Origin of the sequence: Halobacillus sp. BBL2006, from assembly GCF_000786645.1 — a bacterium.
Lineage (GTDB): Bacteria > Bacillota > Bacilli > Bacillales > Halobacillaceae > Halobacillus.
This window is the reverse complement of the sequence record NZ_JRNX01000325.1, coordinates 1-8,367: the sequence shown is the minus strand read 5'-3', so window position 1 is coordinate 8,367 and position 8,367 is coordinate 1. Positions and strand designations below refer to the sequence as shown.

Here is an 8,367-nt window from a genome sequence, read left to right as displayed (position 1 = left end):
CCCGCCGTTACGTTCGAAAGCAGATCAGAAGGCACTGATTGAAGGCTTGCATGACGGTACGATCGACTTCATCGCTACAGACCATGCGCCTCATACGGAAGAAGAAAAGCAGCAAGGATTCCTATCCTCACCGTTTGGGATCACTGGACTTGAAACAGCCTTCCCGCTCTTATATACACACATGGTAGAGACAGGACTAGCAACTATGGAAGATCTAGTAAACTGGCTGACAATTAAACCAGCGGAAACCTTCTCCCTCCCTTATGGAAGATTACAAGAAGGCTTACCGGCTGACTTAACCCTTATTGATTTAGATTCTGAAAAAGATATAGACAGACACCAGCTCGTTTCGAAAGGAAAGAACAGTCCTTTTCACGGCTGGAAGCTAAAAGGCTGGCCAGTTATGACATTTGTAGATGGAGAAATTGTATTTGAGGAGGCTAAACATGAAACAGCTCGTTCTTGAGGATGGCACAGTATTTAAAGGCGAAGGTTTTGGGAGTGATCGTGAAACGATTGGAGAGGTTGTATTCAACACTGGAATGACAGGATATCAAGAAGTCATTTCTGATCCGTCATACTGTGGTCAGCTTGTAACATTTACTTATCCTTTAGTTGGTAACTACGGAATTAACCGTGATGATTTTGAGACGGTCAATCCGGCGATTCTCGGCGTTGTTGTCAAAGAGCACTGCGAGTACCCTTCTAATTTCAGAAATGAAGAGACCCTGGATGCTTTTCTTAAAGCGAAAGAGATCCCTGGCATCAGCGGGATTGATACGAGAAAGCTGACGAAAATCATTCGTGAGTACGGCACGATGAAAGCGATGATTACATCTGTAGATCGTTCAGTTGATGAAGTACTACGGATTCTTGAAGACACACCGCTTGCTACAGATCAGGTGAAACAAGTTTCAACAGTCAAACCATACGTTGTTCCAGGGCGCGGCTATCGCATTGTGCTCATAGACTTCGGAATGAAACATGGAATACTGAGAGAGTTTACAAAACGGAACTGTCACGTGACGGTTGTCCCTTATAACACCTCTGCAGAAGAAATTGAACGATTAAAGCCTGATGGTGTTATGCTCTCGAATGGCCCTGGAGATCCGAAAAGCGTTCCGGAAGCCATCCAAACGATTCGTCAACTGATCGGTGTCATCCCTGTATTCGGCATTTGCCTCGGGCATCAGCTGATCGCTCTTGCATCCGGAGGAGATACATCAAAAATGAAATTCGGCCACCGCGGGGCGAACCAGCCTGTAAAAGATTTACGTACAGGAAGAACTTATATTACATCTCAGAACCACGGCTATGCCGTCGATCAAGGTTCCATAGGGTCTACCAATCTTCAGCTTACACAAGTCTCCTTGAATGATGAAACGGTTGAAGGACTTGAACACGAGCGTCACCCTGTGTTCTCGGTTCAGTACCACCCTGAGAGCTCACCTGGACCAGAAGACACTTCACATCTATTTGATGAATTTTTACAGCGAGTAAAACAAGCACAAGTCACGAAGAAGGAGGACTCCACATGCCAAAGCGTACAGATATAAAGAAAATTCTCGTCATCGGATCAGGTCCGATCGTCATCGGTCAGGCAGCAGAGTTTGATTATTCCGGTACACAAGCCTGCCAATCCTTAAAGGAAGAAGGATACGAAGTTATTTTAGCTAACTCTAACCCAGCAACGATTATGACCGATCATACCTTCGCCGACCAAGTTTACATGGAGCCATTAACGCTTGATTTTATGAGTAAAATCATTCGCAAAGAAACTCCTGACGCAATATTACCTACACTTGGAGGACAGACAGGGCTCAATATGGCAGTGGAGCTAAGTGAATCAGGAATTTTGGAACAATATAATGTGGAACTTCTAGGAACACCTCTCGATGCAATTGAACAGGCGGAAGATCGTGAAAAATTCCGCTCACTGATGCATCAAATGGACCAGCCCGTACCGGAGAGTGAAATTGTCAGCTCTGTCGATGAGGCGATTAACTTTGCTGATGACATCGGCTATCCACTCATCGTCCGTCCGGCTTACACCATGGGGGGAGCCGGTGGAGGCATGTGTGACAATGAAGCGGAACTAAGAGAAACTGCACGAAATGGCTTGTCCATGTCACCAGTCAGCCAGTGCCTCATCGAGAAAAATATCGCAGGCTTCAAAGAAATCGAATATGAAGTGATGCGCGACGGCAATGACAATAAAATCGTGGTTTGTAACATGGAAAACTTCGATCCAGTTGGCATTCACACAGGTGACTCCATCGTTGTCGCTCCATCCCAGACACTGAGCGACCGAGAATATCAAATGCTTAGAAATGCTTCATTAGAGATTATCGGAGCATTGAACATCGAAGGCGGCTGTAACGTCCAGCTCGCTCTGGATCCAGACAGCTTCCAATACTACATCATTGAAGTAAATCCACGTGTGAGCCGCTCATCGGCGCTTGCATCAAAAGCTACCGGTTACCCGATTGCGAAGCTCGCTGCAAAAATAGCAATTGGAATGACATTGGATGAAATTAAAAACCCGATTACAGGCACGACCTACGCGTGCTTCGAGCCAGCACTGGATTATGTCGTAACGAAGATCCCACGCTGGCCATTTGATAAATTTGCTAAAGGAAATAGAAAATTAGGCACACAGATGAAGGCAACGGGAGAAGTCATGTCCATCGGCCGTACACTTGAAGAGTCGCTGTTAAAAGGCGTTCGCTCTTTAGAGGGAGTCACAGAAGACCTTTATCTTCCATCTATTCTCAACGTATCAGATGAAGAGCTGAAAACAAGAATGAAGCGAGCGGATGATGAACGAATCTTCATTTTAGCTGAAGCGTTACGAAGAAAATACACGCTGGAAACGATTCATGAAATCACTGGCATCGACTTTTTCTTCCTGTACAAAATGAAGCGAATTATAGATCTAGAAGAGAGTCTTACAAAGGAAGGGCTAACCACAGAGCTCTTAGAAAAAGTGAAGAAGACTGGTTTCTCAGATCAGCAGATTGCTAGACTAACGAATAAAACGGTTGAAGAAGTGTTGGATGTACGCCGTGAGCAAAATATTCGGCCAGTTTACAAAATGGTTGATACATGCGCGGGAGAATTTGCTTCAGAGACCCCGTACTTTTACAGCAGCTATGAAGACGAAAATGAATCCGTCCAATCCGCAAATAAAAAGGTCCTTGTTATTGGTTCCGGGCCGATTAGGATCGGACAGGGTGTCGAATTCGATTACGCAACGGTGCACTCTGTTCTTGCATTGAAGGAAATGGGCTATGAAGCGATTATCATGAATAATAACCCAGAGACGGTTTCAACGGACTTCAGTGTATCAGATAAACTTTACTTTGAACCGCTCACCCTGGAAGACGTTATGAACGTCATTGACCTTGAACAACCAGAAGGCGTGATCGTCCAGTTTGGCGGGCAGACAGCCATTAACCTTGTGGAAGATCTGAGCCGTCAAGGTGTGCAAATCCTTGGGACAACTATGGATGCGATCAATCAGACAGAAGACCGTGACCTATTTGAACAATTACTGAATAAGCTAAATATCGCTAAGCCCGGAGGAGAAAGTGTAACAAGCGAAGAGGAAGCTTTTGCTGCTGCTGAAAAAGTAGGATATCCGGTTGTCGTACGTCCTTCCTACGTTCTTGGCGGAAGAGCCATGGCGATTGTCTACTCGGAAGAAGAACTGGAATCCTATTTAGAAAATAACGTAACGGTCCATAATGGCCATCCAATCCTAGTTGACAAATATATGACAGGAATGGAAATCGAGGTGGACGCGATTTCAGATGGAGAAGATGTGTTCATTCCTGGAATTATGGAACATATTGAAAGGGCTGGCGTACACTCTGGAGATTCAATGGCTGTATATCCGACCCAGCGTTTATCTCAGGAGCTTGAGCAGCAATGTATCGACGCAACGACGAAGATTGCGCGAGAACTAAACATGAAAGGCTTAATTAATATCCAGTTCGTCGTTCATAAAGGAACAGCTTATGTCCTTGAGGTGAATCCAAGAGCAAGTCGAACGGTGCCATTCTTAAGTAAAATCACTGGCGTTCCGATGGCTAGACTCGCGACTTACGTTATTCTCGGAAATCGCTTGAAAGATTATGGTTATTCATCAGGCGTAGCTCAAAAACCGAATGGCGTTTATGTAAAAGTGCCAGTGTTCTCTTTTGAAAAGTTGCGCAGTGTCGACACGACGCTCGGACCTGAGATGAAGTCGACAGGTGAAGTTATCGGGTACGACCAAACACTTGAAAAAGCGTTGTATAAAGGAATGACTTCAGCCGGATTGAAAATCCCTACGCATGGTTCAGTACTGTTAACAGTAGCGGATAAAGATAAAAACGAAATGCTATCCATTGCAGAAACGTTCTATGAACTAGGGTTCCAACTCTTTGCCACAGAAGGAACGGCTTCCGTTATCGAAGAAGCAAACATCCCAGTTGAAGCAGTAGGTAAAGTCGGCTCAGAACAGCGTGATGTCATAGACCTGATACAAAATGGAGATGTACAAGTGGTTGTGAACACACTTAATAAAGGAATGCGTGCAAGATCAGACGGATTCCGAATTCGCAGAGAAGCGGTTGAACACGGCATTGCCTGCTTAACAAGCCTTGATACAGCGAAAACAATTGTCGAAGTTATTAACGCCATGTCCTTTACCGCCCGCGCGATTACACCAGTCGAAAGGGTGAAGTCATGAAACGCGAATGGATGACGATCATTGAGCACGACAAAATAGCACGACATACGTACCGTCTCGTCTTGAAAGGCGAGATGGTTCATCGTGTGAAAGAACCTGGACAGTTTGTTCACATTCAGGTGAGTAAAGACTTTTACCTACGTCGCCCTGTATCTATCTCAGATATCCATGTGGAAAGTGGCACGGTGACTTTATTGTATAAAGTGATGGGGAAAGGCACAGATGCGATGACAGAAAAGAAAGTCGGTGAGGAGCTAGATGTTCTAGGACCTGGAGGACAGGGGTTCCCAATTGATGAAATCGAGACAAAGCAAGCTTTACTCGTCGGTGGAGGTATCGGAGTCCCTCCTCTTTACTATTTAGCGAAGCAGCTGAATGAAAAAGGCATCCAAGTAACTAGCATTTTAGGTTTTCAATCGGCTGAAGATGCTTTTCTTACAGATAATTTTGAAGCGCTTGGAGATCTCTATGTCACAACAAATGATGGTACTCTTGGTCATAAAGGGTTAGTGACGGATCTATTTCCACATGTGCAAGGAACGTTTGATACGTACTTTACGTGTGGACCGACAGTAATGCTAAAAGCTGTAGCTAATGAGCTTTCTGACATACCTGGATATATTTCCATGGAAGAACGAATGGGGTGTGGCATAGGCGCCTGCTTTGCCTGTGTCGTTCCATCGAAAGATGAAAAAGGGTACAGAAGAATTTGTTGTGACGGTCCTGTATTTGATGCAAAGGAGGTAGTGCTTCCATGAATATTCACCAGTCGTTACCAGGTTTATCTCTGAGAAATCCAGTCATGCCTGCTTCAGGCTGTTTCGCATTCGGCAAAGAATTCGCCCAGTTTTATGACCTCTCTGAGCTCGGTGCTGTCATTATGAAGGCGGCCACCGGGGAAAAGCGGTTCGGCAACGGTACTCCAAGAGTAGCTGAAACAGCAAGTGGGATGCTGAATGCCATTGGTTTACAAAACCCGGGTGTCGATTCAATTATCTCGGACGAAATCCCTTTCTTAAAAGCCTTTGAGATGCCGATCATTGCCAATGTTGCCGGAAGTACCGTGGAAGAATATGTCCACGTTGCAAAAAAGATTTCTCAGCATGTGAATGCGCTTGAGCTGAATATCTCCTGCCCGAATGTAAAAGAGGGAGGCGTTCAATTCGGCACTGATCCAGCACTTGCTGAAGAGGTGACGAGAAAAGTGGTTGAGGCGAGCCAAGTTCCCGTCTATGTTAAGCTCTCCCCCAATGTAACCAACATTGTATCGATGGCGAAAGCGGTTGAAGCTGGCGGGGCAGAAGGGCTATCGATGATCAATACGTTGACCGGCATGCGCATCGACCCTGCCACAAGAAAACCCATCATCGCAAATCAAACAGGCGGATTATCTGGAGCGGCGATCAAGCCTGTGGCTATTCGTATGATTCATCAGGTTTATGCTGAAGTGAACCTGCCGATCATCGGTATGGGAGGCATAGAAACAGTTGAGGATGTTATTGAATTTTTGCTCGCTGGTGCGAGCGCTGTTGCGATCGGCAGTGCCAATTTTAAAAATCCGTTGATCTGTAAAGAAATCATAGAAGAATTACCTGCTGCATTACAAAAATATGGCTTCCATTCCATAGAGGAAGCAATCGGAGGTGCCCATCATGAAAAGTCTGCAACCAGTCTATTTCGCACTTGATTTTGAAACTGGAGAAGAAGCACTGAACTTTTTACAAGCTCATCAATTGAAGAGCATTCCAGTGAAAGTCGGGATGGAGCTTTTTTATCGAGAAGGCCCGGAGATGATCCAAAAGCTGAAAGAAGATGGGCATTCCATATTCCTTGATCTGAAACTTCATGACATCCCCGAAACAGTTTGCCGAGCAATGCGCAATCTTGCAAAACTGGATGTGGACGTCGTCAATGTGCATGCGCAGGGCGGCTCCACAATGATGGAAGCCGCAAAAAAAGGGTTAGAAGAAGGAGCTAAAGCTGAGCGTCCGTTATTATTAGCCGTTACGATCCTCACTTCTACTGATCAAACTATGGTAGAAAAAGAACTCTTGCTCGATCGACCAGTGTCTGAGATTGTGGAGCATTATGGAGAACTTGCAGAGAAAAGCGGCGCAGACGGGGTCGTTTGTTCAGTAGAAGAGGCAGCTTTAATAAAAGAGTATACGAATCTCTATGCACTGACTCCGGGCATACGACTTGAAGGCAGTGAAACCCATGATCAGAAGCGTGTCGCTACACCTATGGCTGCACTGGAGAGAGGAAGCGATTCAATTGTTGTAGGTCGCGCGATTAGAGATGCGGAAGACCCATACGCTACATACCAACAGATCAAGGAGGAATTTACTCGTGAAATCCATCATTCATAATTTAATTGAAATAGGAGCAGTGAAGATTGAAACCGAAGATTTATTCACCTGGACTTCTGGTCTGCGATCTCCGATCTATTGCGATAATCGGCTTACGATGTCCTATCCGGAAATTCGTCAACGCATTGCAGAAGCTTTCGTTGAAAAAATTAAATGCCTTGATGAAAGAGTGGATGTAATCGCTGGATGTGCAACAGCAGGTATACCTCACGCGGCCTGGGTCGCAGATAAGCTAAACCTGCCAATGGTTTATGTTCGCTCATCAGCGAAAAAACACGGAAAAGGAAATCAGATTGAAGGAAAAGTTGAAAAAGGGCAGCGTGCTGTAGTAATTGAGGATTTGATTTCTACAGGAAAATCTTCGATACAAGCAGCTGAAGCTTTGAAGGCAGAGGGTGTACAGGTAATTGAAGTTTTATCCATCTTCACTTACGGTTTGGACACAGCAAAGGAGGCTTTCACTGAAAAGGGCCTTACGTATAGGTCAATCGCAAGTTATGAAGAGCTTGTGGACCAACTTTCTAAGGATAACCTCATGGACGAAAGTGAAAGAAAACGAATGACAGAATGGAGGGAAAATCCTTTCGTATTTACAAACTCTTAAAAAAGCGAACTGTTGCTATTTAAAGGCCATACTTGTACGATGGAATCATCAGAAAGTATTGGTGATGTTGATGACGATGAAATCAAAAAAACATTCTTTTTTCATTCTCATGAATGCCTCCCTGGGACTTTTAACTTGTTTTATTTATTTATATACTTGGGTGGCTTTTTCTTTCATGGAGTCGATGTGGTCTTGGGAGCCGCTTCTTAGTTTAGCTGGCTCGATCACTCTGTTTATTCTTTGGAACATCTACATGTTAAGGAATGAACGTAACAGGTATTGGGCGCAAGCGGTTTTCTCCTACCTTGGCTCGATCGCTATTTTTGCTTACTTTTTAACTTAATAAACCAGTTAAAATGAAAAGCCGTGATGGGATGTGCATCACGGCTTTTCATTTTAATTATTCTATTAAAGGAAGTTGGCCCCCATTTCAGTATTAAGCAACCGAAACTCCAGTATTTAAAAAGGAGCTTGCTCGGATAGAACAACTATGAATCCAGCGTTACAGCTGTGTTTCTTCCATAAACAAGGCAAGTTAGTGGAAAAGTGATTTCGAGATAGCTTCTTGGCAAGGGGCGTAGGGGAATGAGGAGACTCCTAACTTAAAGGTGGAAGCGCCTCGAACAGCGGCGTATGGACTGGACTGAGCTGTAGGAGAT

Annotated in this window: 8 protein-coding genes; all 8 read left to right on the top strand. The window is 44.7% G+C overall.

What is annotated here, in order from left to right; genetic code table 11:
- A partial coding sequence (locus LD39_RS10345) for an amidohydrolase family protein (RefSeq protein WP_035545965.1) occupies positions 1-466 on the top strand: 466 nt, incomplete at its 5' end.
- Positions 447-1,556, top strand: coding sequence for a carbamoyl phosphate synthase small subunit (locus LD39_RS10340; RefSeq protein WP_035545964.1), 1,110 nt, complete (start codon positions 447-449; stop codon positions 1,554-1,556). The genes LD39_RS10345 and LD39_RS10340, both read left to right, overlap by 20 nt.
- Positions 1,535-4,735, top strand: a complete 3,201-nt coding sequence (gene carB, locus LD39_RS10335) for a carbamoyl-phosphate synthase large subunit (RefSeq protein WP_035545962.1) — start codon at positions 1,535-1,537, stop codon at positions 4,733-4,735. The genes LD39_RS10340 and carB overlap by 22 nt, the downstream gene beginning before the upstream one ends.
- Positions 4,732-5,493 carry a dihydroorotate dehydrogenase electron transfer subunit gene (locus tag LD39_RS10330; protein WP_035545960.1) on the top strand — a complete coding sequence of 254 codons (762 nt, stop codon included), beginning with the start codon at positions 4,732-4,734 and terminating at the stop codon, positions 5,491-5,493. The genes carB and LD39_RS10330 overlap by 4 nt, the downstream gene beginning before the upstream one ends.
- A complete protein-coding gene (locus LD39_RS10325; protein WP_035545958.1) occupies positions 5,490-6,422 on the top strand; it encodes a dihydroorotate dehydrogenase in 933 nt (310 codons plus the stop codon). The genes LD39_RS10330 and LD39_RS10325 overlap by 4 nt, the downstream gene beginning before the upstream one ends.
- The gene (gene pyrF / locus LD39_RS10320; RefSeq protein WP_035545956.1) at positions 6,388-7,104 is read left to right on the top strand and encodes an orotidine-5'-phosphate decarboxylase; all 717 of its coding nucleotides are present in this window, start codon (positions 6,388-6,390) and stop codon (positions 7,102-7,104) included. Before LD39_RS10325 ends, pyrF begins: the two co-directional genes overlap by 35 nt.
- The gene (pyrE, locus tag LD39_RS10315) at positions 7,034-7,708 is read left to right on the top strand and encodes an orotate phosphoribosyltransferase (protein ID WP_052158811.1); all 675 of its coding nucleotides are present in this window, start codon (positions 7,034-7,036) and stop codon (positions 7,706-7,708) included. Before pyrF ends, pyrE begins: the two co-directional genes overlap by 71 nt.
- A gap of 175 nt (positions 7,709-7,883) precedes the next feature.
- Entirely contained in the window at positions 7,884-8,051 is a 168-nt protein-coding gene (locus LD39_RS23560; protein ID WP_231572554.1) for a hypothetical protein, read from the top strand.
- Positions 8,052-8,367 lie beyond the last annotated feature (316 nt).